This is a genomic window from Plantibacter sp. LMC-P-059a, assembly GCF_030209505.1.
GTDB lineage: Bacteria > Actinomycetota > Actinomycetes > Actinomycetales > Microbacteriaceae > Plantibacter.
The window spans coordinates 460843-485874 of the sequence record NZ_JARVRZ010000003.1 but is presented as its reverse complement, the minus strand read 5'-3'; the positions used below and the strand labels follow the sequence as shown (position 1 = coordinate 485874).

Annotated in this window: 22 protein-coding genes and 1 pseudogene; 4 read left to right on the top strand and 19 right to left on the bottom strand. The window is 69.2% G+C overall.

The window, feature by feature from the left end:
• Nucleotides 1-395: 395 nt before the first annotated feature.
• From QRN27_RS09535 to tyrS, 3 genes and pseudogenes are all read right to left on the bottom strand, one after another.
• On the bottom strand, nucleotides 396-2147 hold the full coding sequence (locus QRN27_RS09535; protein ID WP_502929510.1) for an outer membrane protein assembly factor BamB family protein: 1752 nt from the start codon (nucleotides 2145-2147) through the stop codon (nucleotides 396-398).
• Nucleotides 2148-2159: 12 nt separating this feature from the next.
• Nucleotides 2160-2228, bottom strand: a pseudogene (locus tag QRN27_RS18370) (hypothetical protein); the annotation flags it as partial.
• Between the two features lie 43 nt (nucleotides 2229-2271).
• Nucleotides 2272-3582 carry a tyrosine--tRNA ligase gene (gene tyrS, locus QRN27_RS09530; protein WP_285042029.1) on the bottom strand — a complete coding sequence of 437 codons (1311 nt, stop codon included), beginning with the start codon at nucleotides 3580-3582 and terminating at the stop codon, nucleotides 2272-2274.
• Nucleotides 3583-3747: 165 nt separating this feature from the next.
• Here tyrS and QRN27_RS09525 point away from each other — a divergent pair, with 165 nt between their 5' ends.
• Together QRN27_RS09525 and QRN27_RS09520 are read left to right on the top strand one after the other, a co-directional pair.
• Nucleotides 3748-4380 carry a DNA-binding protein gene (locus tag QRN27_RS09525; RefSeq protein WP_285042028.1) on the top strand — a complete coding sequence of 211 codons (633 nt, stop codon included), beginning with the start codon at nucleotides 3748-3750 and terminating at the stop codon, nucleotides 4378-4380.
• The gene (locus QRN27_RS09520) at nucleotides 4377-4976 is read left to right on the top strand and encodes a hypothetical protein (protein ID WP_285042027.1); all 600 of its coding nucleotides are present in this window, start codon (nucleotides 4377-4379) and stop codon (nucleotides 4974-4976) included. The genes QRN27_RS09525 and QRN27_RS09520 overlap by 4 nt, the downstream gene beginning before the upstream one ends.
• Nucleotides 4977-4984: 8 nt before the next feature.
• Here QRN27_RS09520 and QRN27_RS09515 read toward each other — a convergent pair whose 3' ends face one another.
• The 9 genes from QRN27_RS09515 to QRN27_RS09475 all read right to left on the bottom strand — a co-directional run bounded on the left by QRN27_RS09515 (nucleotide 4985) and on the right by QRN27_RS09475 (nucleotide 14539).
• The gene (locus QRN27_RS09515; protein ID WP_285042026.1) at nucleotides 4985-5602 is read right to left on the bottom strand and encodes a DNA-3-methyladenine glycosylase; all 618 of its coding nucleotides are present in this window, start codon (nucleotides 5600-5602) and stop codon (nucleotides 4985-4987) included.
• Between the two features lie 14 nt (nucleotides 5603-5616).
• Nucleotides 5617-7047, bottom strand: coding sequence for an argininosuccinate lyase (gene argH, locus QRN27_RS09510; protein ID WP_285042025.1), 1431 nt, complete (start codon nucleotides 7045-7047; stop codon nucleotides 5617-5619).
• A gap of 69 nt (nucleotides 7048-7116) precedes the next feature.
• Nucleotides 7117-8061 carry an ornithine carbamoyltransferase gene (gene argF / locus QRN27_RS09505; RefSeq protein WP_285042024.1) on the bottom strand — a complete coding sequence of 315 codons (945 nt, stop codon included), beginning with the start codon at nucleotides 8059-8061 and terminating at the stop codon, nucleotides 7117-7119.
• 35 nt (nucleotides 8062-8096) lie between these two features.
• Entirely contained in the window at nucleotides 8097-9281 is a 1185-nt protein-coding gene (locus QRN27_RS09500; RefSeq protein WP_285042023.1) for an acetylornithine transaminase, read from the bottom strand.
• Nucleotides 9278-10183: an acetylglutamate kinase gene (gene argB / locus QRN27_RS09495; RefSeq protein ID WP_285042022.1), complete on the bottom strand. Its 906-nt coding sequence runs from the start codon at nucleotides 10181-10183 to the stop codon at nucleotides 9278-9280. Before argB ends, QRN27_RS09500 begins: the two co-directional genes overlap by 4 nt.
• A gap of 2 nt (nucleotides 10184-10185) precedes the next feature.
• The gene (argJ, locus tag QRN27_RS09490) at nucleotides 10186-11358 is read right to left on the bottom strand and encodes a bifunctional glutamate N-acetyltransferase/amino-acid acetyltransferase ArgJ (protein WP_285042021.1); all 1173 of its coding nucleotides are present in this window, start codon (nucleotides 11356-11358) and stop codon (nucleotides 10186-10188) included.
• Nucleotides 11355-12398, bottom strand: a complete 1044-nt coding sequence (gene argC / locus QRN27_RS09485) for an N-acetyl-gamma-glutamyl-phosphate reductase (protein WP_285042020.1) — start codon at nucleotides 12396-12398, stop codon at nucleotides 11355-11357. Before argC ends, argJ begins: the two co-directional genes overlap by 4 nt.
• A 201-nt stretch (nucleotides 12399-12599) precedes the next feature.
• Nucleotides 12600-13289 (bottom strand): response regulator, encoded by a 690-nt coding sequence (locus QRN27_RS09480; protein WP_285042019.1) that lies wholly within the window; start codon nucleotides 13287-13289, stop codon nucleotides 12600-12602.
• Nucleotides 13286-14539, bottom strand: coding sequence for a sensor histidine kinase (locus QRN27_RS09475; RefSeq protein WP_285042018.1), 1254 nt, complete (start codon nucleotides 14537-14539; stop codon nucleotides 13286-13288). Before QRN27_RS09475 ends, QRN27_RS09480 begins: the two co-directional genes overlap by 4 nt.
• Before the next feature lie 171 nt (nucleotides 14540-14710).
• Here QRN27_RS09475 and QRN27_RS09470 point away from each other — a divergent pair, with 171 nt between their 5' ends.
• Together QRN27_RS09470 and QRN27_RS09465 are read left to right on the top strand one after the other, a co-directional pair.
• A complete protein-coding gene (locus QRN27_RS09470) occupies nucleotides 14711-15346 on the top strand; it encodes a hypothetical protein (RefSeq protein ID WP_285042017.1) in 636 nt (211 codons plus the stop codon).
• A 48-nt stretch (nucleotides 15347-15394) separates the two neighbouring features.
• Nucleotides 15395-16954 (top strand): helix-turn-helix domain-containing protein, encoded by a 1560-nt coding sequence (locus QRN27_RS09465; protein WP_285042016.1) that lies wholly within the window; start codon nucleotides 15395-15397, stop codon nucleotides 16952-16954.
• 69 nt (nucleotides 16955-17023) lie between these two features.
• Here the strand turns inward: QRN27_RS09465 and pheT are convergent, their stop codons facing one another.
• The 7 genes from pheT to QRN27_RS09430 all read right to left on the bottom strand — a co-directional run bounded on the left by pheT (nucleotide 17024) and on the right by QRN27_RS09430 (nucleotide 25028).
• Nucleotides 17024-19537: a phenylalanine--tRNA ligase subunit beta gene (pheT, locus tag QRN27_RS09460; RefSeq protein ID WP_285042015.1), complete on the bottom strand. Its 2514-nt coding sequence runs from the start codon at nucleotides 19535-19537 to the stop codon at nucleotides 17024-17026.
• Nucleotides 19538-19539: 2 nt separating this feature from the next.
• Nucleotides 19540-20580, bottom strand: coding sequence for a phenylalanine--tRNA ligase subunit alpha (gene pheS, locus QRN27_RS09455; RefSeq protein ID WP_285042014.1), 1041 nt, complete (start codon nucleotides 20578-20580; stop codon nucleotides 19540-19542).
• A gap of 67 nt (nucleotides 20581-20647) precedes the next feature.
• Nucleotides 20648-21547: an amino acid ABC transporter permease gene (locus QRN27_RS09450; protein ID WP_285042013.1), complete on the bottom strand. Its 900-nt coding sequence runs from the start codon at nucleotides 21545-21547 to the stop codon at nucleotides 20648-20650.
• Nucleotides 21544-22191 (bottom strand): amino acid ABC transporter permease, encoded by a 648-nt coding sequence (locus QRN27_RS09445; protein ID WP_056013357.1) that lies wholly within the window; start codon nucleotides 22189-22191, stop codon nucleotides 21544-21546. Before QRN27_RS09445 ends, QRN27_RS09450 begins: the two co-directional genes overlap by 4 nt.
• Before the next feature lie 107 nt (nucleotides 22192-22298).
• Nucleotides 22299-23195 carry a glutamate ABC transporter substrate-binding protein gene (locus QRN27_RS09440; RefSeq protein ID WP_079707066.1) on the bottom strand — a complete coding sequence of 299 codons (897 nt, stop codon included), beginning with the start codon at nucleotides 23193-23195 and terminating at the stop codon, nucleotides 22299-22301.
• 91 nt (nucleotides 23196-23286) lie between these two features.
• On the bottom strand, nucleotides 23287-24006 hold the full coding sequence (locus QRN27_RS09435) for an amino acid ABC transporter ATP-binding protein (protein ID WP_285042037.1): 720 nt from the start codon (nucleotides 24004-24006) through the stop codon (nucleotides 23287-23289).
• A 221-nt stretch (nucleotides 24007-24227) separates the two neighbouring features.
• Complete coding sequence (locus QRN27_RS09430; RefSeq protein WP_285042012.1) at nucleotides 24228-25028, bottom strand: TrmH family RNA methyltransferase; 801 nt, start codon at nucleotides 25026-25028, stop codon at nucleotides 24228-24230.
• Nucleotides 25029-25032 lie beyond the last annotated feature (4 nt).

The window sequence follows — 25032 nt, the reverse complement described above, 5'->3', positions numbered from 1 at the left end:
CATTGTGCACGCTGTTGAGTTCTCAAGGATCGGATGCTCCTGCCTTTGGCCATCACGACCGCCCTGCAGGGCAACTTCTCTAACTTACCACTTCCTCGGTTGTTGTCAAGTTGAGCGGGAGTCGATCTCGTTGAGCCGAAGCCCTCCGGATCCTCACCGTCTCGATGACCCGAGATCTGGGAAGTTCCAACCTAGTCTTGAAGCGAGACAATCTCAAGTGTGAGTCTTGCTCACGACGAGACGCTCAGCTTTTGGCTGGGTGTCGGTCCCACTTGAGGCCGGGAAGCTCTTCCGCTTCCCGCACCTTTGGGGTGACGAGTGATTACTTTACGCAGACCGCCAGGTCGTGGCAAATCCCACGTGCATCCCGGGCGTGTCGCCCGGATCCACGGGGATCATCGCTCGTCATCGTCGCCGATGCCCATGACCGCGGGGGTGTCCGAACCGGCGGCGGTGACCGACGCGACGGCGAGCGGGCTCCCGCCCCAAGCGGTGAACGTGTACTCGTCGCCGGCGGACGCCACCGACCAGCTCCGCTCACCCGTGGTCGCATCGATCCCGACGAGTCCACCGTCCAGCGTGAGGAGCAGCGTCCGCTCGCCGTATCCGACGAGACTCCCCTCCGCGTCCTGTTCCTCGTAGCGGATCTCCCCATCGCCGGCATCGACGCCGGTGTATCCGCCGTCACCGTCGCTGAGCATGATCGTGTCGCCGACGGTGTACGCGCCGTCCCACGTGCTCGTGAGTGCGCTGCGCCATTCGACCTCGCCGGATCCGGGGTCGAGACGACGCACCCGCTCCCCCGACTGGTCTGCCACGACGAGGAGCCCGGTCGCGTCGAGGACCACCGGCAGCGCGCCGGTCGCCTTCCATCGCTCCGCGCCGGTGCGGGCGTCGACCCCACGGATGGTCGTGTCGTTCCCGGAGTAGTCGATCGCGACGAGATCGCCGCCGACCTGCTGGTAGTACCAGGAACCGTCACCCTCCCAGTCGATCGGCGAGCCGTCGGTCAGCGAGTAGACCGCTCCGTCGAAGAAAAGCTTGTCGCCGGCGGTGGTCGCCCGCTCCCCGGCGTCACCCTCGACCTCCCAGATCGGCTCGGTCAGATCCGTCGACCGGTACCGGCCGATCGTTCCCTTCCCGTCCGTGGTGGTCGACGAGATCAGCAGGTCCCCCTCGAGCCCAGGGACGAAGGCGGCCGGTGCAGCGAAGTCCGCGAAGCCGATCCCCTCGACACTCGAATGCTCCTGCGATGTGGAGACCACGTGTCCATCACGGCGACTCACCGCGACCATCAGATCGCCCTGGTTGAGCACGATGGCGGCAGCATCGGGAGGCGAGACCACCACCGGGGCGTCGAACCGGTCGAACTCCGGGGAGAGCTCGGTGACGCGGCGATCCCAGAGCGTGTGCCCGTTGGCGGTGTTCACGAGGGAGATCACGGTCTCACCGGGAGCGTCGTCGACGGTCGCCTGATCCAAGGGCCGGTCGGTCGACCACACCAGGAGCGCTGTGCTCGGACTGGCCGTGTACCCGTTCACGTACAGCTCGTCCCCCGCCGGCACCTCATCGTCGAGCGGGTGAGCGAGATCCCAGGTCCCGACGGTCGGCTTCGTGGGGAGGTCGCGCAGCAACGCCAGTCCCTCGACGCGGTGCGGGACGGACGCCACCACGATGAGCACGACGACCACGATCGCGGCGACCACGGCGGCCGCGAGCCCACCGAGGAGGAACCACCGACGCCGCGACGGGGCCCGCTTGGCCGACGCCGGCAACGAGTCGGGATGCCAGACGGCGCGGGCGCCGGTGGTGCCCGCCTCCACCGTCTCACCCGTCGCGGTCGCAGGGAGCGAGTCCCGCGCCGTCGCCGCAGTCAGGTCGGCTGCTGGCGACGAGACCTCCGGGGACGCGGGCGGTGCCGACGTCGTGGGCGCTGGTGCCACCGACGGGTGCGTCTCCGGGGAGGGCACCCCGCCGGGAGTGGCGGCGGTCCCGTCCTGGTCGACCGCATCGGTCGACGTCGTCGGCTCGTCCATCGACGCCGTCCCGGACGTCGGCGCGATCTCGGTTTGCGTCTCGAGATCGCGCTCCTCCGCGGCGGCGTCGGCGCCCGTCGCCGCGGGCTCCTCCGAGCGCACGGGTAGCATGCTCCCACAGCTCGGGCACACACCGTCGCGAGGATCGACGATCTCGGTCCCGCACGCCTCGCAGAGCTGCACTCGGAGCATCCCTCTCAGGTTCGACGACGATCGTGACGCCGTGGTCGGCGGATCAGGCGGGCGCGTCGTCCAGGAACACCCCGGCGAGCGTCCGCTTGCCGCGACGGATCACGGCCACCCCACCGGGGAGGAACCGACCCGCGAGCGTGGCGTCGACATCGTCGATCTTCCGGTTGTTCACCGAGACGCCGCCCTGGGTGACCGCGCGCCTGGCCTCGCCGAGGCTCGAGCACAGGTCCGTGTCGACGAGCGCCTGGATGACGAGGGTGTCCTCGCCGGTGGCACGGTTCGGGAGTTCTGCGACCGCGGCGCGGAGCGTGTCCACGTCCAGTGCCTCGAGCTCGCCCTGCCCGAACAGCGCGGCGGACGCGGCGATGGCGGCGTCCGTGGCGGTCGTTCCGTGGACGAGCGCGGTGACGGCGTACGCGAGCGTCTTCTGCGCCTCACGCCTGAACGGCTCGGCCTCGGTCGCGGCCGAGAGTCGCTCGATCTCGGACCGGTCGAGGAAGGTGAACACCTTCAAGCGGGCGACAACGTCGGCGTCATCGGTGTTGACCCAGAACTGGTAGAACGCGTACGGACTCGTCATGCTCGGGTCGAGCCAAACCGCGTTGCCTTCGCTCTTCCCGAACTTCGTGCCGTCGGAGTTCGTGATGAGCGGGGTCCCGATCGCGTGGACGTTCGCCCGCTCCACCCGGTGGATGAGGTCGGTGCCGCTCGTGAGGTTTCCCCACTGGTCGCTTCCACCGGTCTGCAGCACGCATCCGTACTCGCGGTAGAGCTCGAGGTAGTCCATCCCCTGGAGGATCTGGTAACTGAACTCGGTGTAACTGATGCCCGCCTCAGAGTTGAGGCGCGCACTCACCGCGTCCTTCTTGATCATCGTGCCGACGCGGTAGTGCTTGCCGATCTCGCGCAGGAAGTCGATCGCGGACAACGGTGCCGTCCAGTCGAGGTTGTTGACCATACGAGCGGCGTTGTCACCCTCGAAACTCAGGAAGCGCTCGATCTGGGCGCGCAACGACTGCACCCATTCGGCGACCGTGTCGGGGGTGTTCAAGGTGCGTTCGGCGGTGGGCCGAGGATCGCCGATGAGTCCCGTCGACCCGCCGACGAGCCCGAGCGGCCGGTGACCGGCCAGCTGGAGGCGACGCATGACGAGGAGCTGAACGAGGTTCCCGAGGTGCAGACTGGCCGCGGTCGGGTCGAACCCGCAGTAGTAGGTGATCGGGTCGCCTGCGAGCAGAGCCTTCAGCTCCTGCTGGTCGGTCGACACGTGGACGAGCCCGCGCCACACGAGTTCGTCCCAGATGTCCTCGAAGGACGGATCGTTGCGCTGTTCAGGGAGAGCGAGGTTCGACACGCGTGCAAGGCTATCAGCGCCGGATCGACCGCCTGCTCGATCGAAGGCGAGCGGCGGCTGGACCGGTCCGGAGACTTGCGGAATTTTCTCTCAGTCGTGCGAGTTGTTGAAATTCCTGCACCTAGGGTCTACGGTGAGCGTGGACCGACTGACGGGAGGAACGCCGTGTTCGTGTTGACCGTCGACCAGATCGCGAGTCGGTCCGGCCCCGACCGCGCCGGAACCGTCATCGAATCCATCAACGACCGGTTCCGCGACCGCCTGCTCCTCACCGCCGAACGGACGGCGGGCGACGAGTTCCAGCTCGCCACCGAGGACGCGGACCTCGCGCTCACCATCGCCCTCGACCTGCTGCGTGACCGAGGGTGGAGCGTCGGCATCGGTCAAGGTGACGTCCGCCGACCGCTTCCCGAATCGACCCGCGCCGCCACCGGACACGCCTTCTACGCCGCGAGGGACGCCGTCACCCGCGCCAAGCGCGCGCCGTTCCGCTTCGCGCTCGACGCCGCCGACCGGGAACGCGGCGCCGACCTCGAAGCGCTCATCGTCCTGCTGTTGCACCTCCGCGACCGTCGCACCGCCGGCGGCTGGGAGGTCGCCGACCTCCTCGCCTCGGGCACGACGCAGACGGAGGCCGCGGAACGGCTCGGGATCACGGAGAGTTCCGTGAGTCGCCGAGTGGCCGCAGCCGGCGTCCGGGCCGAAGCCGCCGCGACCACTGCACTCGTCCGGCTCCTCGTCGCGCTCGACCAGGACTCGGACACCTCCCATACCGTCGATCGAAAGGACGAGCGATGAACCTCTTCGTGCTCACCCCGCTCACCTGGCCGACCATCGTCGGCCTCCTCGGGAGCGCGCTGCTCTTCCTCCTGCTCGGGCGGCTGCTCGCCGCGCGGTTGACGAACCGGCTCATGGTCGTCCTCGCCGTCCTCATGGCGACCGGCGCCCTCGCGACGGCTCTCGTCCCCGCCACCCCGCCGAGCGGCCCGGCGCTCCTGCTCCTCGGCACCTTCGTCCTCGCCGTGGCCGTCGCGGGCGGCGGGCCCGTCGCCTCGTTGGTGCTCTCGCTCGCGACGAAGGGCACCGTGGCACCCGGCGTCCATGGCGGCATCCTCGTGGGAGAACGGCACGCGGGCGAGTCGCAGGTCATCGGCCGTCCGATCGAAGTGCTCCGCGGCGGGATGGCCATCGGCGTCCTCGAACGGCTCGCCCTCGTGGCCGCGCTGTTCTCCGGCTATCCGGAGGCGATCGCCGTCATCGTGGCGGTGAAGGGTGTCGGCCGTTTCAGCGAACTCGACTCGGCCGAGGCACGCGAACGGTTCATCATCGGCTCGCTGGCCAGCCTCCTCTGGGCCGCAGGCGTGGCGTCGATCCTCGTCATCGCGCGGGGCTGAGCCGCTCGTCAGTCGACGGCCCGAGGCGACCGACGATAGGGCGAGACGGTCACTTCCCCGGGAAGGACGAACCGCCACGGATACGACGCGCCACCACCGACCCCGCTGACACCGGTCCTCGGCCCGCTCACCGGATCGGACACCCGCTGCGGCACGATGAGGTCGAACGGCGGAGCGGCGAGGTCGACGCCGGACTGGGCGAGCGTCACGCCGAGGGCGACCGTCAGCCGTGCCGGCCCTCGGGCGAGATCACGGGCGGACACGCGCTCACCTCGACGCCGTCGGGCGAGCTCCTCGCCTTCGACGACCTCACCGGCTCGCAGCAGCACCGCCGACGCGGTTCCGACCGGCGAGCACACCACGTTGATGCACACGTGCATGCCGTAGCTGAAGTACGCGTACAGATGCCCGGGCGGACCGAACATCGGGCTCGTCCGCGGTGTGGGTCCGCGATGGGCGTGCGAGCCGGGATCCTCACCGACGCCGAGATAGGCCTCGACCTCGGTCAACCTGACCGACACGGTGCCCTCCGGCGTGGTGTGGGACAGCACCGCGCCGAGCAGCGCCGGCGCGACCTCCAAGGCCGACGCCGAGGTCAACGCGTGCAACGCACCGGCAGCCGTCATGAGACCCGCAGCGCTTACAGCGAGAGGGCCTGCGACAACGCGCCGACCCGGCCGACGAGCGTGACGAGCTGGTCCTGCACCCGTTCCGGCGCCGTGCCGCCCGCACCGAGTCGGCTGCCGATCGAGCCGTCCACCGTCAGGACGCTCCGGACCTCCGGGGTGAGGTGCTCGGACACGCCAGCGAGCGCGGCGTCGTCGGGTTCGTGCAGTGCCAGCCCCCGCTCCTCGCAGTGCTTGACGAGGGCCCCGCTGATCTCGTGCGCGTCCCGGAAGGCGACCCCCTGCTTCACCAGCCATTCGGCCACGTCCGTCGCGAGCGAGAAACCCTCAGGTGCGAGTTCGCGCAGTCGCGCCGTGTCGAACCGCAGCGTCGCGACCATGCCGGTGAACGCCGGGAGCAGGACCTCCAACTGGTTCACGGAGTCGAAGACGGGCTCCTTGTCCTCCTGCAGGTCGCGGTTGTACGCGAGCGGCAGCGCCTTCAACGTCGCCAGCAGACCCGTCAGGTTGCCGATCAGCCGGCCGGACTTCCCGCGGGCGAGTTCGGCGATGTCGGGGTTCTTCTTCTGCGGCATGATGCTCGAGCCGGTCGAATAGGCGTCGTCGAGCGTCACGAAGCCGAACTCGCGGGTGTTCCACACGATGATCTCCTCAGCGAACCGCGACAGGTTGATCCCGATCAGCGAGGTGATGAACGCGAACTCGGCGACGACGTCGCGACTCGCCGTCGCGTCGATCGAGTTCTCCGTGGGGCGGTCGAGGCCCAGCTCCCGAGCGACGAGCACGGGGTCGAGGCCGAGCGAACTCCCGGCGAGCGCTCCGGACCCGTAGGGTGACGCACTCGCGCGGGCCAGCCAGTCACGGAGCCGTTCCAGATCCCTCGTCAGCGGCCAAGCGTGCGCGAGCAACTGGTGTGCGAGCAGCACCGGCTGGGCGTGTTGCAGGTGCGTCCGGCCGGGCATCGCCGCGTCGGGGTGTGCCTCCGCCTGGGAGACGATCGCGTCGATCAGGTGGACGACCTCGCGGGCGATCGCCCGACCGTGATCGATCAGGTAGAGCCGGACGAGCGTGGCGATCTGGTCGTTGCGGCTGCGGCCGGCGCGCAGTTTCCCGCCGAGTTCCTTCCCCGCCCGCTCGACGAGCCCGCGTTCCAGCGCGGAGTGCACGTCCTCGTCGCTCTCCGCGGCGACGAAGACGCCCTCGGCGACATCCGCGTCCAGTCGGTCGAGCGCGGCGAGCATGTCGCGGAGTTCGGCGTCGTCCAGGTAGCCCGCCGCAGCCAGCGCCTTCGCGTGGGCGCGGGAGCCGGCGATGTCGTAGCCGGCGAGGACCCAGTCGAACTGCGTCGACTTGCTCAACCTCGCGAGCTCCGGCGACGGTCCGCTCGCGAACCGCCCTCCCCAGAGGGCTCCCGATTCGCCTGCACGGTTCTGCTGTTCTGCCACGATGGGCCTCCTGTACTGCTCGCGTCCGAAGCGCTCCGGACGGGTCGATGTGGCTGAAGCCGGGGTGGGTCAGGCCGCGGAACCGGTGTGCTGCTGCTGCTCCAGCAACCAGACGAGCAGGGCCTTCTGTGCGTGGAGACGGTTCTCCGCCTCGTCCCAGATGATGCTCTGCTCGCCGTCGATCACCTCGGCCTCGACCTCGAAGCCGCGATCGGCAGGCAGGCAGTGCATGAACACGGCGTCGCCGGCAGCGAGCCCCATGAGCCTCCGGTCGACCCGATAGCCGCCGAAGATCGCCACGCGCTGCGCCTTCTCGTCCTCTTTGCCCATCGACACCCAGGTGTCGGTGATCATGACGTCGGCGCCCGCTGCGGCCTGATCCGGGTCGGTCGTCACGAGGATCGACCCGCCCGTCGTCTCGGCGATGTGTTCTGCGTCCGCGACGACATCCGGCGACGGAGCGAACTCCGCAGGTGCCGCGACCCGCACGTGCATGCCGGCGGTCGCGCCGGCGAGCAGGTAGGAGTGCGCCATGTTGCTCGCGCCGTCTCCGAAGAACGACATCGTCAGACCGGCCAGCGCGCCCTTGTGCTCACGGATGGTGAGGAGGTCGGCGAGCAGCTGGCACGGGTGGAAGTCGTCGGACAGGGCGTTGACCACGGGCACGGTCGTTCCAGCGGAGATCTCCTCCAAGCCGGACTGCGCGTAGGTGCGCCAGACGATCGCAGCGACCTGGCGTTCCAGCACCCGAGCGGTGTCCGCCGCCGTCTCCTTGCCGCCGAGCTGGCTGTTCGCCGTCGAGATGATGAGTGGCGACCCACCCAGATCGGCGATGCCGACGGCGAACGACACCCGCGTGCGGGTGGAGGACTTGTCGAAGATGACCGCGACGGTCTGCGGGCCGGACAGCGGCTGGCGGGACCAGCGGTCCTGCTTGAGCTCGGTGGCGAGATCGAGGATCTCGGCCTGCTCGGCGGGGCTGAGGTCGTCGTCGCGGAGGAAGTGACGGGTCATGACTGAGGATCCTGTTCGTGAGGGTCGGTGGCCGGTCAGGCCTGGACGGCGTCGAGCGCGGCGCGGAAACGCGTGGTGAACTCGTCGATCTCGGCGTCGCCGATGATCAGCGGGGGTGCGATGCGGATGCTCGTCGCGTTCGGTGCGTTGATGATGAGGCCTCGCTCGAACGCGGCGGCCGACAGCTCCGCCGCGACGGGTGCGCTGAGGCCGATGCCGATGAGGAGACCGTGTCCGCGGACCTCCTCGATCAGGGGCGATCCGATGGCCGTGATCACCGCCCGGAGCTGCTCGCCTCGGACGGCCGCGTTCTCCACGAGACCGGCCCGCTCGATCTCCTCGAGTACGGCGTTGGCTGTCGCCGTGGCGAGGGGGTTCCCGCCGAAGGTGCTGCCGTGCTGGCCGGGACCGAACAGCTCGGATGCGGCACCGAAGGTGACCAGCGCGCCGATCGGCATGCCACCACCGATGCCCTTCGCGACGGTGATCGCGTCCGGGACGATGCCGGCCCGCTGGAAGGCGAACCACTCCCCCGTCCGGCCGGCGCCGGTCTGGATCTCGTCGATGATCAGCAGCACCCCGTGCGCCTCGGTGAGCGCGCGGGCCCGCGCGAGGTAACCGTCCGGCAGGTCGACGACCCCGGCCTCGCCCTTGATCGGCTCGACGATCAGCGCCGCCACCCGGTCGTCGAGTTCCGCCTCCAACGCCTCGATCGTCGTCGGGATGTGCTCGACTCCCCCGGGAAGCGGGTGGAACGCCTCCTGCAAAGCGGGCTTACCCGTCAACGCGAGTGCGCCGAAGGTGCGCCCGTGGAAGGAGTTCTCCAAGGTCAGCACGCGAGTCCGGGAACCGTCGCCGACATTGAGGCGCGCGAGCTTGAACGCGGCCTCGTTCGCCTCGGCACCCGAGTTCGCGAAGTACACGCGACCGCCGTCGTCGGCGCCCGCGAGCCGCTTCAGGCGGGCGGCGAGCTCGAGTTGCGGCGGGGTCGAGAAGTAGTTCGAGACGTGCGCGAGCGTGCTCGCCTGCCGGGTGACCGCGCCGACGAAGGCCGGGTGCGCGTGTCCGAGCGCGTTGACCGCGATCCCGGCGAGGAAGTCGAGGTAGCGGTTGCCCTCGGCGTCCCAGACGTGACAGCCCTCACCCCGGGTCAACATCGCGATCGGCGTGTTGAACGTACGCATCATGTCCCGTTCGACGCGGGACTTCCAGTCGCTCATGAGTCCTCCGGGACGACCTCGGTGCCGGAGCCGTTCTGGGTGAACACCTCGAGCAAAATGGAGTGCGGCACACGGCCGTCGATGATGGCCGCCTTCGCCACGCCGCCGTCGACGGCGTCGAGGCAGGCGGTCATCTTGGGGATCATGCCGGACTCGAGGCTCGGGAGCATCTGCCGCAGCTCGGTGGTCGTGATCCGGGAGACGAGCGAGTCACGGTCCGGCCAGTCGCTGTACAGGCCGGCCACATCGGTCAGGATGACGAGCTTCGCCGCTCCGAGCGACACGGCGAGCGCAGCAGCGGCGGCGTCCGCGTTCACGTTGAGCGTCTGTCCGGGGTGGTCGAGGTCCGGAGCGATCGAGGACACCACCGGGATGTTGCCGGCGTCCAGGTAGGCCTGCACGGAGGCGGGGTCGACGGTCACGACGTCACCGACGAGGCCGATGTCGACGGGCTCCCCGTCGACGACGATAGAGCGACGGCGTCCGCCGAACAGGCCGGCGTCCTCACCGGACAGGCCGGCTGCGAGTGGACCGTGCTCGTTGATGCGGCCGACGAGCTCGGGGTTGACCTGGCCCGTGAGCACCATCCGCACGACGTCCATGGCCTCCGGCGTCGTGACCCGGTATCCGCCGCGGAACTCGCTGTGGATGTCGAGGCGTTCCAGCATGGCGGAGATCTGGGGTCCTCCGCCGTGGACGACGACGGGCTTCAGCCCCGCATAGCGCAGGTAGACCATGTCCTCGGCGAAGGCCTGGGCGAGCTCGTCGCTCACCATGGCGTTGCCGCCGAACTTCACCACGATCGTCTGGTCGCGGAAGGCCTTCAGCCAGGGCAGGGATTCGATGAGGGTGGCCGCCTTGATGGCGGCCTCCTCGGGTGAGTTGTCTCGGTACTCCGTCATCGTCAACTCGCGTACGCGCTGTTCTCGTGCACGTAGTCGTGCGTGAGGTCGTTCGTCCAGATGGTCGCGCCGGCCTCGCCTGCGTGGAGGTCGATGAGGACGTGCACGGCACGGGGGACGAGGTCGACGAGTTCGCGCGGCTGATCGGGCTCTCCCGCCGTGCAGACCTGGACCCCGTTCATCGCCACGTCGATCCCGTAGGGGTCGAAGACGGCGCCCGTGGTCCCGACGGCCGCGAGCACGCGACCCCAGTTCGGATCGTTGCCGAAGACGGCGGCCTTGAAGAGGTTGCTGCGCGAGACGGCGCGAGCGACCTCGACGGCGTCGTCCTCAGAGGACGCCCCGACGACCTCGATGGCGATGTCGTGGGCCGCGCCCTCGGCGTCGGCCTGCAGCTGGAGGGTGAGATCGCGGCAGACCTCGGTGAGTGCCGCAATGAAGTCGGGCAGGTCCGGGGTCGCTCCGCTCGCGCCGGAGGCGAGCAGTGAGACGGTGTCGTTCGTGGACATGCAGCCGTCGGAGTCGAGACGGTCGAAGGTGACCCGTGTCGCGCTCCGGAGCGCCTGATCGAGTTCCGCCGGCTCGAGGACCGCGTCGGTCGTGATGACGACGAGCATCGTGGCGAGCCCGGGAGCGAGCATGCCGGCGCCCTTGGCCATCCCGCCGATGGTCCACCCGTCGGCCGATCGATGCGTCGCCTGCTTCGGCTTCGTGTCGGTCGTCATGATCGCGGTCGCGGCGTCGAGACCGGCCGCCTCACCGGCGCCGCCGTCCATCGTGATCGCCCGGGTGGCATCCCAGACGCCGGCGGTCAGCTTGTCGAGGTCGAGCTGCTCGCCGATCAATCCCGTCGAGCAGACGAGGACGTCGCCCGCGGAGACCTCGAGCCGCTCCGCGACCGACTCCGCCGTCGCATGTGTGGTCTGGAACCCGCGCGAGCCCGTGTAGCAGTTCGCGCCACCGGAGTTCAGGACGATGGCCGAGACGATGCCGTCCTCCATGACCTGCTCGCTCCAGAGGACGGGGTTCGCCTTGCACCGGTTGCTCGTGAACACCGACGCCGCATGCTGCAGCGGTCCGACGTTCTGGACGATGGCGAGGTCGAGCCCGCCCGAGGTCTTGAGTCCGCAGGCGACCCCCGCCGCCACGAATCCTGCTGCTGCTGTCACACTCACGGTGCCACTCCGTTCACACTGAGGCCGGTCGACTCGGGGAGTCCGAGTGCGAGGTTCGCCGATTGGATCGCCGCTCCGGCGGTCCCCTTCACCAGGTTGTCGACGGCGGTCACGACGACCACGCGTCCGACGGCCTCGTCGACCGCCAGCCCGATGAGCGCGGTGTTCGCACCGAGCACATCCGCCGTCCGCGGGAAGGATCCCTCGGGCAGGACCTGCACGAAGGGTTCGCCCTCGTAGGCCGACTCCCACGCGGCACGCACCTGGGCAGCCGTGGTGCCCGGGACGATCCGCGCCGTCGAGGTCGCCAGGATCCCCCGCGACATCGGCACGATGACGGGGGTGAAGGAGATGGTCGCCACGTCAGCTCCCGCGGCTCGCAGACTCTGCGTGATCTCGGGGATGTGGCGGTGGGTCCCGCCGATCGCGTACGGGTTCGCGGAGCCGAGCACCTCGCTCGCCAGCAGGTTGAGCTTGAGGCTCTTGCCGGCGCCGGACGGGCCGACCGCGAGCACGGAGACGAGGTCGAGTGGCTCGATGACGCCCGCGGCGATGCCGGGCGCGAGCGACAGGGCGACCGTGCTCGCGTTGCACCCGGGGGCGGCGATCCGTTTGGCGCCGACGAGTGCGTCGCGGCCCCGGCCGGTGGTGGTCTGCAGCTCCGGCACGCCGTACGCCCAGGCACCGAAGTAGTCACCGCCGTAGAACGCGTCCCAGTCGCCCTCGTCGACGAGCCGGTGGTCGGCTCCGCAGTCGACGACCAGCGTCTCGGGCGGGAGCGACGCCGTGACCTCCCCCGACTTGCCGTGCGGGAGGGCCAGGAAGACGACATCGTGTCCGGCCAGGACCTCGGGCGTCGTCGCCTCGAGGACCAGATGTCGCAGCGATCGGAGGTGTGGTTGGTGGTCGATGAGTGGTTGACCGGCGTTCGCGTGCGCGGTCACCGTCGTGACCTCGAAGTCGGGATGGTCGGCGAGCAGCCGAAGCAGCTCGCCTCCTGCGTAACCGGATGCGCCGGCGACGGCGACAGAGAAGGACATGGCTCTACCTTATTGAGTGGACGCTCGGGTGGCGGAGGCGGCGACTCCTGGACGACTGCACCGTCTCATGGACCGTGCGGGCATCGGGGTCGCCTAGCGTCGCTCTGCGGTGGAGCGCGTGGACACGCGACGGCGGAGGGCGCGAGGCGTGATCGCCCGCGAAGAACCCTGTGCCTGGAAACGTGCCATGCCGAGAGCGTACTACGGCGACGAGGATGCAGACGAATCCGGACCGGCCGCCGCGCGCTCCGCGATGAGCGCCGCCTGAACCCGTGACCGGGCATCCAGCTTCACGAGGATCCGCGACACGTGCGTGCGCGCCGTCGCCTCCGACAAGCTCAGCGCGGCGGCGATCCCCGCGTTGCTCAGCCCGGCCCGGAGCTGCGCGAGCACCTCCCGTTCCCGCGGTGTGAGGGTCGCGAGTCCCGGGTGGGCGGCTACCGGGCCGGCGACGACGGGCGCGCTGGTCGCTGCGAGGCGGTCGAGCACCCGGCGCGTCACCTCCGGAGCGAGGACCGCCTCCCCCGCATGGACACGACGGATGGCGTCGACGAGGCCGGCGGCCGAGACCGTCTTGACGAGGAAGGCGTTCGCGCCGGCGGCGAGCGCGTCGTCGACGTAGCGGTCGATCGCGAAGGTCGTGAGCACGATGATCGCCGGCGGCGGGTCGACGGCGGCGAAGATGGCCGGGATCGCGTCGATGCCCGAGGCCCGCGGCATCTGCACGTCGAGGAGGACGACATCCGGCCGGTAGCGGGCGGCCTGGGTGACGACGGACTCCCCGTCCACCGCCTCGGCGACCACCAGGATGTCGTCCGGCTCCGCGAGCAGGGCGCCCAGACCGGCTCTGACGGCCGCATGGTCGTCCGCGATCAGCACGGAGATCGTCACGTCGTCACCCCAGCGGCGAGCGAGGACGCCGACGTTCGGAGCGTCGCGGTCGGCACCGTCACCGACAGCCGCCACTCCCCGCCGTCCGGGCCCGCGGTGAGATCCCCTCCCACCAGGCGCGCCCGCTCCGCCAGACCGACGAGGCCGACGCCGCCGGAACCGACGAGGGCCGAGACGACGGGCGACGACGGGAGCGGATTGCTGAGCACGACCGACAGTGCGCCGGGCGGCAGCGAGATCTCGACCCGCACCCGCGTGCCCGGCGCGTGCTTCGCGGCGTTCGTCAGCCCCTCGACGAGCGTCCGCAGTCCGATGATCGACGTCTGCGCCGGGACCTCGGCGAGCGCCGCGTCCCCCGGCACCCGGAGGTCGAACTCGACACCGCTCGCGCGGGCGACGTCGACCGCACGCGCGATCTCCTCGCCGGTGAGACGGTCGGGCGCCGAAACCGGCACGTCTGCGGAGGGGTCCCCACGGAGCACGTCGATCATCGTGCGCATGTCCGCCAAGGCCTCCAGACTGCCGGCTCGAACGAGTTCCACGGTGTGACGGAGCGTCGCCTCGTCGGCAGGCGTCCGTCGTTCCAGCGCCGCAGTCGACTGCATTGCGATCGCCGACAGGTGTCCGGCGATGACGTCGTGGAGTTCGCGGCTGAGTTCGAGCCGTTCCCGGGTCACGGCGTCCTGGCGGAGGGCTGTCGCGGCCTGCGCGATCGTGTCGGCACGCTCCCGTTGGCGTTCCGCCTCGAGGCGCGGGTACCGCACCATCCTGCCGAACCAGATCGAACTGGCCAGGATCACGGGCACGGTGATGAGGGAACCCAACAGGACGCCACCGTCCAGACGCGCGGCCGCGGCGACGTCGTCGGTGAACCAGAAGACCGCGAAGACGCTGACCGCTGCGACCGCGATCGCCGTGCACAGGAAGGCCGCGATGTCGACGAGGCGCGACCGCGAGTAGAGGGCGGCCGCGTAGGCGAGGTCTGACAACACGATGAGGACCCCGACCCCGCTGCTGCCCGTCGACAGCGCTTCCGCGAGGGCGATCAGCGCCCCCAGCAGGAGCATGGTCAGCGGGCGGCGGCGCCGGAACACGTGCACGATCAGGACAGCGGCGAGGAAGACCAGCATCACGGGCGCCGACGACGGGGTCGCCGCCGTGCTCCAGGGGATCTGGAATCCGATCAGCGCGAACAGGAGCCCGACGACGGCGCAGACGACGGTGACGACCGGTTCCCGGTGTCGGCTCACCCATGAGCGAGGTCCTTCAAGCGCAGCCATGTGTCCATCAGACCAGTTCCCGGCGGCCGACGCGAGCGCCGGAGGGACGACGAGCCCGTACGCAGTTCCGCTGACGACACCGGCGCAGGATCCGCAGCTCGGTCGATGTGGGGCGGCACGCCGCTGCGGGAGCATCAGGACATGGACAGCTTCACGGAACTCTTCGGCACCAGCCCGCTCATCTGGGCCATCCTCGGCGCGGAGGGCGCGTTCTGGATCCTCCTCTTCGGTGGGCTGGCGGTCCGCTACCTGCTGCGGCGACGGCTCCTCAGTTCGATCATGCTGATCGGGGTGCCACTCGTCGACCTCGTCCTCGTCGTCCTCACCGCGATCGATCTGGCCGGCGGCGAGGAACCGAACTTCACGCACCTCCTGGCGACCATCTACCTCGGATTCACCGTGGCCTTCGGACACGCCCTCATCACGAAGGCCGATGTCTGGTTCGCCCACCGGTTCGCCGGGGGCAAGGCACCGCAGGCGAAGCCGAAGTCCGGGCCCGCGTACGTTCGGGCCGCGTGGCTCGAATGGCGTCGGGTGCTGCTCGCCGTGATCATCGCCATCGGCGGACTCCTCGCGATGCAGGCCATGGTGGGGTGGTCCGTGCCCTCCTCGTTCGCAGAGACGAACGACGATGTCATCTGGGGCATGATCGTCAAGCTGCTCGCCATCACGGCGATCTGGTTCGTGGCAGGGCCGGTGTACGCGGTCCTCTTCCGACGCACGTCGCCGACGCCCGACACCACGGAGCGGGTATCCGATCCGATTCGGTCGCACTGACAGCCCTAACGGGGGTGCGCTATCTCATATCTGAGATAGCATGACGCCATGGAAGATACGGCAACGTTTGAACGAACGGACCCCGCTGCGCCGCTCCGGCAGGTCGGGGCACTCATCCGCGGGGCGCGTCAGGGACGCAAACTCACCCAGGCCCAGTTGGCTGAACGCGTCGGCACGAGCCAGAGCGCGATCAATCGGATCGAGCAGGGCAGCCAGAACATCAGCATCGACCTCCTGAGCCGGATCAGCACCGCGCTCGAGAGCGAGATCGTCAGTTTCGGCGAGCAGAAGAAGAACTCGCACCTCCGCGTGCAGGGCGGCCGCAGCCTCCACGGGAGCATCGAGGTCCGTTCGAGCAAGAACGCCTCGGTCGCCCTGCTGTGCGCGGCGCTCATGAACCGCGGCCGCACCACCCTCCACGGCATCGCCCGCATCGTCGAGGTCGACCGCATCATCGACGTCCTGCGCAGTCTCGGCGTCTCCGTCGTGTGGTCGCCCGACGGCCAGGACGTGGAGATCCACGTGCCCGACGACCTTTCGCTCGAGAGCATCGACGAGGACGCCGGACGACGGACCCGCAGCGTGCTCATGTTCCTCGGCCCGTTGCTCGGCCGATACGACACCTTCGCCCTGCCTTACGCCGGCGGCTGCGACCTCGGAACGCGCACGGTCGAACCCCACCTCATCGCCCTGCGGCCCTTCGGCCTGTCCATCGAGGCAACGGCCGGGTGGTACCAGGCCACCGTCGCTCCCGATGTGCCCGAGGAACTGACCGTCGTGCTGACCGAACGCGGCGACACCGTCACCGAGAACGCGATCATGGCCGCCGCCGTCCGGGACGGGGTCACGACCATCCGCAACGCCAGCCCGAACTACATGGTGCAGGACCTCTGCTTCTACCTCGAGCTCCTCGGCATCACCATCGACGGCATCGGCAGCACGACCCTCAGGATCACGGGCCGCAGCGTCATCAACGAGGACGTGGACTACTGGCCGAGCGAGGACCCGGTGGAGGCGATGAGCCTGCTGACTGCCGGGATCGTCACCGATTCGGAGATCACCGTCACACGGGTCCCGATCGAGTTCATGGAGATCGAACTGGCCACGCTCGGGGAAATGGGCCTGCGTCACACCCGTTCCCCCGAGTACCCGGCGGCGAACGGTCGCACCCGGCTCGTGGACGTCACCGTGCACCCGTCGAAGCTGCACGCACCGATCGACAAGATCCACCCGATGCCGTTCCCCGGACTGAACATCGACAACCTGCCGTTCTTCGCCGTCATCGCCGCGTGCGCCGAGGGCGACACCCTCATCCACGACTGGGTCTACGAGGGTCGGGCGATCCACCTCACCGACCTCACGCGCCTCGGGGCGAACGTCCGCTTGCGCGACCCGCACCGCATCGACGTCTCCGGTCCGACGCACTGGTCCGGAGCCGAGGTGAGCTGCCCGCCCGCACTCCGACCCGCCGTCGTCATCCTGTTGGCCATGCTCGCGGCGAAGGGGACGAGCGTCCTGCGGAACGTCGACATCATCGCTCGTGGGTACGAACAACTGCAGGAGCGACTCATCACGCTCGGCGCCTCGATCGAGACCTTCCGCGACTGAGTCCCGGGCGACGGACGCGGCCCCGCAGATCATCGATCCGCGGGGCCGCTTCGTCTGTCCTGGACCGACTCAGTCGCGGATGCTCGCGCCGAACCGCTCGGCTGCCGCCGCCGCGCCGGCGAGCTTCGCATCGCTCGCCTCTGCAGCCGTCAGCGTGCGGTCGGATGCTCGGAAGCGCAACGCGAAGGTGAGACTCTTGCTCCCGGTCGGCACCCCCGTGCCCCGGTAGTCGTCGACGAGGCGGATCTGCTCCAGCAGCGATCCAGCGCCGTCCCTCACGGTCTCGAGTACGGCGCCAGCGGCGACCGTCTCGGGCACGAGCAGCGACAGGTCCTGCGTCGCCGCAGGCAGCGTCCGGACGCCGACCGCCTCGGGCACCGCGTCGCCGAGGGCGATGATGCGGTCGAGATCGAGTTCCGCGACGGCGACGACGCGGGGCAGGTTGGCCGCCTCGGCGACCTGGGGGTGCAACTCACCCGCGTAGCCGACCAGCACGTCGCCGACGTGCAAGGCCGCAGCACGACCAGGGTGCATCGCCTGGTGTGCGCCCTGGGACACCGTGATGTCGACACCGGTCGCGACGGCCACGGCCTGGACGGCCTCGAGCGCCTCGGCGATCCCGGCGGCGACCGCCGGCTGACCCGGTTGTTTCGGCACACTGTTGCCGACCGCGAGGAAGCCGAGGTGACGTGGCTGTGCCGGGACGCCCGCTTCGAGTTCATCGAGCTGCTCGTCCGATGGTCGGGCCGCACCCTCCGGCAACACCGACTGACCGAACGCGCCGTGTCGAGCCGGACGGAACACCGACCCGAGCTCGAAGATCGACAGGTCGGTCAGGCCGCGCGAGACGTTGCGGTGGGCGACCGTGAGGAGTCCGGGCAACATCGACGCCCGGAGATAGGGAGCCTTGGCGTCGAGCGGGTTCGCGAGCTTCACCGACGGGAGTTCCCCTGGCTGTGCGGTTCCGAACCGGGCGTTCTCCTCGGCCGAGACGAACGGGTAGGACAGGACCTCGGTCGCGCCGCCGTAGGCGAGCGCGTCGGCGACGCCCCGACGGAGTCGCTGCGAGCGGGTGAGCCCGCGTCCGGGAGGGGCGACCGGGAGCACGGACGGGATGCGGTCGTACCCGAGGATGCGGGCGACCTCCTCCGCGAGATCCTCCTTGCCGGTGATGTCGTGGCGCCAACTGGGCGGGGTCACGAGGAGTCCGCCGTCGGTGGCTGCGACGACCGCGCCGATCTCGGCGAGGGCCGAACGGGTCTCGTCCGACCCGAAGTCGACACCGACGAGGCCGTTGATGTACCCGTCGGGAAGCAGGATCGCCTCACGATCGTCGGCGGCGGCCACGGTCGAGCCGAGCGCGTCCGGGCGACCGCCCGCGAGGTCGACGAGCAACTGCGCGACACGACCGGCCGCCGCGACCGCGACCTGCGGGTCGACGCCCCGCTCGAAGCGCTTGGACGCCTCGCTCGGCAACTTGTGCCGACGCGCACTCCGGGCGATGGACACCTGATCGAAGTTCGCCGCTTCGATGAGGACGTTCCGGGTGGCGTCGGTGATCTCGGTGGCGAGGCCGCCCATGACGCCCGCCAGGCCGATCGGGCCGGAGTCGTCCGTGATGAGGAGGTCTTCCCCGTGCAGCGTCCGTTCCTGGCCGTCGAGGGTGACGAAGGTCTCCCCCGCCCGTGCGCGTCGTACGACGATGCCGCCGGTGAGCGTGTCGAGGTCGTAGCCGTGGATCGGCTGTCCGAGCTCGAGCATGACGTAGTTCGTGATGTCGACGACGAGCGACACCGAGCGGATGCCCGCGAGCTTCAGTCTCGCCACCATCCAGGGCGGCGTCGGCCGGCTCGGGTCGACCTCCCGCACCACGCGCGTCACGAAGACGCTCGAACCGACGCGGCCTCGGATCGGAGCCGCGTCGTCGATCGTGACCGGGAACCCGTCGAGCTCGGTCGTGAAGGCCTCAGGCACACTCGACGCCGGGTCGCGGAACGGAGCGCCCGTCGCGTGCGAGTACTCGCGGGCCACCCCACGGATGGAGAACGCGTAGCCGCGGTCGGGCGTGACGTTCAATTCGACCGCGGCGTCGTCGAGACCGAGCAGCGCGATGGCGTCCGTGCCGACGGGCGCCTCCACACCGATCGTCGAGAGCCGCAGGATGCCGTCGTGGTCCTCACCGAGGCCGAGCTCGCGGGCGGAGGCGATCATGCCGTCGGACACGTGACCGTAGGTCTTCCGCGCCGCGATCGGGAACGGGCCGGGCAGCACGGCACCCGGCAGGGTGACGACGACCTGGTCGCCGACGAAGAAGTTGCCGGCACCGCAGACGATGCCGCGCACGGCACCCTCGTCGTCGCCCTCGGCGACGCGCACCTGGCACCAGCGGATGGTCTTCCCGTTCGACTGGGGCTCCTCGACGAATTCGAGCACCTCGCCGACCACGATGGGGCCGGTCAGCTCGAAGACGTGGATGTCCTCCTCCTCGAGCCCGACACGGACGAGGGCCGCGTGGACGTCCTCGGGGGTGGTCCCCGGGGCGAGTTCGACGAACTCCCCGAGCCAGCTCAATGGAACACGCACGACTACACCACCATCCCGAACTGCTGGGAGAAGCGGACGTCGCCCTCCACCATCTCTCGCATGTCCTGCACACCGTCGCGGAGCATCAGCCCGCGCTCGACGCCCATCCCGAAGGCGAAGCCCGAATAGACGTCCGGGTCGATCCCCGCCGAGCGGAGCACGTTCGGGTTGATCATGCCGCACCCACCCCACTCGATCCAGCGCGGGCCGTCCTTGAAGGTCGGGTGCCAGAAGTCGAGCTCGGCGCTCGGCTCGGTGAACGGGAAGTAGCTGGGGCGGAGTCGTACCTTCGCATCGTCGCCGAAGACGCTCTTCACGAAGTGGTCGAGCGTGCCGCGGAGATGCGCCATCGTGAGCCCCTTGTCGACGGCGAGACCCTCGAACTGCATGAAGACGGGCGTGTGGGTGGCGTCGAGTTCGTCCGTGCGGTACACCCGGCCCGGTGCGAGGACGTAGACGGGCAGCTCACGCTCGAGCAACGAGCGCACCTGGACCGGTGAGGTGTGGGTGCGGAGGACGAGGTGCGACTCGAGCGGCTCCACGAAGAAGGTGTCCTGCATGGCACGCGCCGGGTGGTCGGCGTCGAAGTTCAGGGCGTCGAAGTTGAACCATTCGCTCTCGACCTCCGGCCCCTCGGCGATCTCCCACCCCATGCCGACGAAGATGTCCGACACCCGGTCCTGCAACAGGGTGAGCGGGTGCCTGGCACCGACCGAACGCCGCAGCGGAACCGCGGTGACGTCGATCGTCTCGGCCGCGAGCCGTGCCTCCGTCTCGGCGGCGAGGATCTCGTCCTCGCGAGCGCTCAACGCCTTGGCGACCCGGCCACGAGCCTGACCGACCAACTTGCCGAGCGCGGCCTTCTGGTCGTTCGGCACGCTGCGGAGCGACCCGTTGAGGGCGGCGAGCGGTGAAGCCTCGCCGGCGTGGGCTGATCGGACCGCTTTCAGGGCGGCCGAGTCGGTGGCTGCGGCGATCGCTTCGAGAGCGGCATCGACCGCAGCGTTCACCGCTGGTTCGGAGATTGGGGATGCGTCGGACACGAGAGCCAAGTCTACCCAGGCGCCCGCCCCGCGGCGCGACCGGGTGCAGCGCACCCAGCCTCCGCCGTCAGGGTGTGGGGCGTCCCGTCTGATCCCCGAACTGCACGCCGATCAGCTGGGTCGTCGTGACCTCGGGAGCGGCCTGCTCCTTCGGCGTCCGCGGGGAACGACGCGTGCGCACCTCGACGATCTTGGCGACACCCGACAGGATGAGGCAGAGCACGATGTAGATCGAGCCCATCACGATGATCGACGGGATGATCGGGCTGCCGTACAGCGCCTGCGACCCGAACTGCTTCGCCAGGTACAGGAGTTCCTGGTAGGTGATGAGGAACCCGAGCGCCGTGTCCTTGAGCGCGACCACGAGCTGCGCGATGATGACGGGCAGCATCGCCCGGATCGCCTGCGGGAACAGGATGAGGCGGAGGACGGAGGACTTGCGCAGCCCGATCGCGTACGCGGCCTCCCCCTGCCCCTTCGGCAACGACTCGATGCCCGCCCGGAAGATCTCGGAGAACACCGCGCCGTTGTACAGCGTCAGCGCGATCGCGACGGCGACGAACGGCGTCACGAAGGTGAAGCCGAGGGGCGGCAGCCCGTAGTACATGAGCATCATGAGGATCAGGACCGGGACGGCCCGGAAGAACTCGATGAAGATCGTGAACGGGACGTTGATGATCTTGTGGTCCGACAGTCGACCGATCGCCAGCACCAGTCCGAGGACGACACTGCAGACGGCGGCGACCGCGAAGGCGGACAGCGTCGCACCCGTCGCCTGGAGGATCTGCTCCCACACGCGGGGGAAGGTGAAGAGCTTCCACTTCGAGGCGGTGAACTGCCCGGTCTCGATGAACCGGAAGACGATGAAGGCGAGGATGCCGGCGACGACGAGGACGGTGGCGACGCCGATCCACCGGTAGCGGACGACGGCCTTCGGGCCGGGGGTGTCGAACAGGACGGAGCTCATCGCGCGATCCTCCACTTCTTCTCGAAGGCCCGTTGGGCGAGGGACAGGAGCGACACGAGGGCGACGAAGATGAGGGCCACCCACAGCAGGCCGATGAGGAGCGGCTCACCGCGCTCGGACAGGTTCGCGCGGATGGCACCGGCTTCGGCGACGGAGAAGCCCGCTGCGACGGTGGTGTTCTTGAGCAGGGCGATCAGCACGCTGAACAGCGGCGGCAGCACCGCACGGAACGCCTGCGGGAGGATGACGAGCGTCATGGTCTGCCCGAACGGCAGGCCGATCGCACGGGCGGCCTCGGCTTGGCCGATCGGCACCGTGTTGACGCCGGAACGCAGGACCTCGGCGACGTAGGTCGCGGTGTAGAGGCTCAGGCCGATGATGGCGAGCGTGGTGTAACTCACTTCCGGGAGCCCGAGTTTGGGGTAGCCGAAGGCGAAGAAGAAGAGGATGAGGGTGAGCGGGGTGTTGCGCACCGTGTTGACGTACACGGTGCCGAACAGGCGCATGGCGGGCACCGGCGAGACCCGCATCGCACCGACGATGGTGCCGAGCACGAGCGCGAAGAACCCCGACACCACGAACAGCAACAGGGTGTTGCGGAAGCCGGTGACGAAGAGGTCGAGATTGTCGAGCAGGACGTTCATGTCGCGCACGCCTTTCGGGAGGGGGACGCCCGTGGCGGGCGCCTGGGCGGAGTCGACGGGACAGCTCCCCCGGACGGCCACTGGTGCGTGGCCGCCCGGGGCGCTGCTTAGTAGTCGTCGACCGCCGGCTGGGTCACCTTGGTGCCCGAGGCGCCGAGGGTGGCGTCGTAGATCTTGGTCCAGGTGTCGCCGCCATCGGTGAACATCGTGTTGATGAAGTGGCGGAGCGCGTCGTCACCCTTCGGGAGACCGATGCCGTAGAGCTCGGTGCTGAACGGCTCGCCGACGACCTTGAGGTCGTCGGGGAACTGTGCCGCGTACCCGATGAGGATGGCCTGGTCGGTGGTGACCGCGTCGACCTTGCCGTCGTTCAGCGCCTCGACACACTGCGAGTAGGTGTCGAACTCCTCCGTCTTGGTGTCGGGGAAGTTGTCCTTGATGTTCTGGATGGGCGTGGAACCGGTCGCCGAGCAGACGGTCTTGCCTGCGAGGTCGTCCTCGCCCTTGATGTCGTCGTTGTCCGCTGCGACGAGCAGACCCTGGCCGGTCTCGAAGTACGGACCGGCGAAGTCGATCTGCTCCTTGCGCTTGTCGGTGATGGAGTACGTCCCGACGTAGTAGTCGATGTCGCCGTTCACGATCGCCGACTCGCGGTTCGCGCTCGGGATCGCCTTGAACTCGATCTTGTCGGCGTCGAAGCCGAGCGATGCGGCGATCCACGTCGCCATCTCGACGTCGAAGCCTGAGCGTTCACCGGTGGCCGCGTCGAGGTACCCGAGACCGGGCTGGTCCTCCTTCACGCCGATGCGGACCTTGTCGGCCTTCACCATCGCGTCGTAGGTGGGGCTGCCCTCGAGCTGGACGTCGGAGGCGACTTCGAAGAGCGCGCCGCCATCGGACGCGCCGTCGGTCGATCCGGTGCCGGCGTCGCCGCCGCTGCACCCGCTGAGCGCGAGCGCTGCTGCAGCGACTCCCGCGGTGATGAACATGAGCCTCTTGCGCATGTTGTCCTTCCTTCCTTGGTGCCCGGGACGGGCCGATCGGTTGGTCAGTTCCGGGTCGCCGCGCGGGGAGCGCGATCCGGAGTCGGATGGGTCAGTGGGTGAGGAGCTTCGACAGGAAGTCCTTCGCGCGCTCCGACTGCGGGTTCGTGAAGAACGACTCCGGGTCGGTGTCCTCGAGGATCTCCCCGTCGGCCATGAAGACCACGCGGTCGGCAGCCTTCCTCGCGAAGCCCATCTCGTGGGTGACGACGATCATCGTCATGCCCTCGCTGGCGAGTTGCACCATCACGTCGAGCACCTCGTTGATCATCTCGGGGTCGAGTGCCGAAGTGGGCTCGTCGAAGAGCATGACCTTGGGCTTCATGGCGAGGGCTCGGGCGATGGCGACGCGCTGCTGCTGTCCGCCGGACAACTGCGCGGGCAGCTTGTCGGCCTGCACGCCGATGCCGACGCGCTCGAGGAGCACCTTCGCCGCATCGTCGGCGTCGCGCTTCTTCTGCTTGCGCACCTTGATCGGGCCGAGCGTGACGTTCTCGCGGATGGTCTTATGGGCGAACAGGTTGAACGACTGGAACACCATGCCGACGTCCGCGCGCAGCTCGGCGAGCTGCTTGCCCTCCTCCGGCAGCTTCTTGCCGTCGATCCGGATCTCCCCCGAGGTGATCGTCTCGAGTCGGTTGATCGTGCGGCACAGGGTCGACTTGCCGGAACCGGACGGCCCGATCACGACGACGACCTCGCCCTTGTTGACGGTGAGGTTGATGCGCTTCAGCGCATGGAAGTCGCCATAGTGCTTCTCGACGTCCTCCATGACGACGAGCGGCTCACCCCGGCCCGCCTGAATCGGATTGCTGGTGGTCTCGTATGCTCCGGCGGATCCGAGCGACGACGGGGCTTCGGGTTCCGTCGGGCCGGAGTTCGGGGACGCTGTTGGCTCCATGTAACCCAAACTAGGTGACCGCGTGTTTCAAGCGCATGACGGAAGCGCTACGGTTACCGTTTCGTAACCTCGCCGATCGTCACAGACCGTGGTCAGGCGTGCTGGGCGAACGCGCTCTCGAACACGCAGACCGACGCCGCCGTCGCGAGGTTCATGCTCTCGGCCCGGCCGTAGATCGGAACCGTAACCGCACGGTCGACCAGTGCCAGGTGCTCATCGGTGAGTCCCCTGGCCTCATTGCCGAACACCCAGGCCGTCGGCTGCGCGAGCACGCCCTCGGACCGCGCCACCAACAGGTCTCCACCCTTGATGTCCGCCGCGAGCGTCTGCAGACCCGCGGCACGCGCGCGCTCGAGGACGGCGGGCAGCTCGACACCCACGGCGACGGGCAGGTGGAACAGCGAACCGGTCGTCGACCTCACGACCTTGGGGTTGTAGAGGTCGACGGTGCGTCCGCTGAGGACGACCGCGTCGGCTCCGGCGGCGTCGGCCGCCCGGATGATCGTCCCGAGGTTGCCCGGGTCGCGGACCTCCTCCAGGACGACGACGAGCTGCGGCTCCCCGGCGAAGATGTCCTTGATGGAGGTCGGGAACTGCTGCGCGACGGCGATGAACCCCTGCGGCGTGACGGTGTCCGCCATCGACTCGAGCACCTGCTCGGTGACGAACTCGATCTCGAGGCCAGCGGCGGACGCGGCGGCGGCGATCTCGGTGTACCGCTCGAGCGCCGTCGGCGTTGCGTACAGCTCGAGGATCAGGTCTGGCCGGAACTGCAGGGCCTCCGACACCGCCTGTGGTCCTTCGAGGAGGAACAGGCCGGTCTCCTGTCTCGCCGGACGCTTGGCGAGCTTGGCGACGGATCGGACGCGCGGGGACCGCGGATTGTCAAGCACGCAC

Excerpts from the sequence above, each read along its gene's own strand:
- QRN27_RS09500 (WP_285042023.1), bottom strand. The coding sequence starts at position 9,281 with ATGAGCGACTGGAAGTCCCGCGTCGAACGGGACATGATGCGTACGTTC.
- QRN27_RS09515 (WP_285042026.1), bottom strand. The coding sequence starts at position 5,602 with ATGACGGCTGCCGGTGCGTTGCACGCGTTGACCTCGGCGTCGGCCTTG.
- QRN27_RS09470 (WP_285042017.1), top strand. The coding sequence starts at position 14,711 with ATGGACAGCTTCACGGAACTCTTCGGCACCAGCCCGCTCATCTGGGCC.
- argF (WP_285042024.1), bottom strand. The coding sequence starts at position 8,061 with ATGACCCGTCACTTCCTCCGCGACGACGACCTCAGCCCCGCCGAGCAG.
- QRN27_RS09445 (WP_056013357.1), bottom strand. The coding sequence starts at position 22,191 with ATGAACGTCCTGCTCGACAATCTCGACCTCTTCGTCACCGGCTTCCGC.
- QRN27_RS09435 (WP_285042037.1), bottom strand. The coding sequence starts at position 24,006 with ATGGAGGACGTCGAGAAGCACTATGGCGACTTCCATGCGCTGAAGCGC.
- argB (WP_285042022.1), bottom strand. The coding sequence starts at position 10,183 with ATGACGGAGTACCGAGACAACTCACCCGAGGAGGCCGCCATCAAGGCG.
- QRN27_RS09520 (WP_285042027.1), top strand. The coding sequence starts at position 4,377 with ATGAACCTCTTCGTGCTCACCCCGCTCACCTGGCCGACCATCGTCGGC.
- QRN27_RS09465 (WP_285042016.1), top strand. The coding sequence starts at position 15,395 with ATGGAAGATACGGCAACGTTTGAACGAACGGACCCCGCTGCGCCGCTC.
- QRN27_RS09535 (WP_502929510.1), bottom strand. The coding sequence starts at position 2,147 with ATGCTACCCGTGCGCTCGGAGGAGCCCGCGGCGACGGGCGCCGACGCC.
- argC (WP_285042020.1), bottom strand. The coding sequence starts at position 12,398 with ATGTCCTTCTCTGTCGCCGTCGCCGGCGCATCCGGTTACGCAGGAGGC.
- QRN27_RS09450 (WP_285042013.1), bottom strand. The coding sequence starts at position 21,547 with ATGAGCTCCGTCCTGTTCGACACCCCCGGCCCGAAGGCCGTCGTCCGC.
- QRN27_RS09440 (WP_079707066.1), bottom strand. The coding sequence starts at position 23,195 with ATGCGCAAGAGGCTCATGTTCATCACCGCGGGAGTCGCTGCAGCAGCG.